Origin of the sequence: Arthrobacter sp. NPDC089319 (assembly GCF_040684925.1) — a bacterium.
Classification (GTDB): Bacteria; Actinomycetota; Actinomycetes; order Actinomycetales; family Micrococcaceae; genus Crystallibacter.
The window spans coordinates 1-1,045 of the sequence record NZ_JBFBGZ010000034.1 but is presented as its reverse complement, the minus strand read 5'-3'; the positions used below and the strand labels follow the sequence as shown (position 1 = coordinate 1,045).

General features: G+C 67.4%; 1 protein-coding gene. It reads right to left on the bottom strand.

Going from position 1 to position 1,045, the window contains the following annotated elements; genetic code table 11:
* Positions 1 to 25 precede the first annotated feature (25 nt).
* Positions 26 to 1,045, bottom strand: a 1,020-nt coding sequence (locus AB0N75_RS18855) for an IS110 family transposase (protein ID WP_364652471.1), incomplete at its 5' end; no start/stop codon positions are given.

Genomic DNA, 1,045 nt, shown 5'->3' with positions numbered 1-1,045 from the left:
GGGGGGGGTGCCCCTATGGTTTTCGTCAAGCGGCGGCGGGTGTTTTCGCTTCGTAGATGGTTCCGTCTCGGAGCATGGCGAAGATGACGTCGCAGCGTCTGCGGGCGAGGGCGATGAGGGCTTGGTTGTGTTTCTTGCCCTGGGCGCGTTTGCGGTCGTAGTAGGCCCGGGAGAGCGGGTCTTTCAGGGCGGCGAATGCGGAGAGGAACAGTGCTCGTTTGAGGACCTTGTTTCCTCGTCGTGAGGAGTGGTCGCCGCGGATTGAGGAGCCGGAGCGCCATGTCACCGGGGACAGGCCGGCGTAGGAGGCAAGGTGCCCGGCGGTGGCGAATTCCTTGCCGACGACCTCGGTGAGGATTCGTGCTTCGGTCCTGATCCCGACCGCCGGGATGGAGCTCAGGACCGAGTGAAGAGGGTGGTCCTCCACGAGGGCTTCGACTTGGACGTGGATGGTGTCGCGGGAGGCTCGCAGGTCCGTGAGCATGCCGGCCAGCTGCGGGAGCACGACGGCAGCGGCGTTGGTGCCGACCACGGTCACGGTCTGCTGGTCGAGGGCGTCGAAGATTTCCTCCGCGAGGCGTGCATACATGCGCGGGGCCAGGCGTTTCAGCCGGGCCGTGACACGTTTGCGTCCGGCTGCGGCCAGCGCCGAAGGGGTTGGCCAGGTGCGGAGCAGGTCCAGGACTGCCGGATGGTCCAGGCGGGGACCGAGCACGCGTTCCAAAGCCGGGTGGATCTGGGTCAGCAGGCCGCGCAGCCGGTTGCTGGTTGCGGTGATCTGTTTGGCCAGGTCGTCATCGAATCCGCAGAGCATTGATAGCTCGGCGACCTGCTCATCGGCGATCTGGATGGAGCGCAGCGTGTGGGGCATGGAGCGGGCTGCTTCGGCGATGATGGCCGCGTCCCGGGCATCGGTCTTGGCTTCACCGGGGTGGAGGTCGGCGATGCGGCGCATGGCAAGGCCGGGCAGGTAGCCGACGGTTACGCCGGCGGCCTGGGCGACCGCGACGGGCAGGGCGCCGATGGTGGCCGGTTGATCCACGAC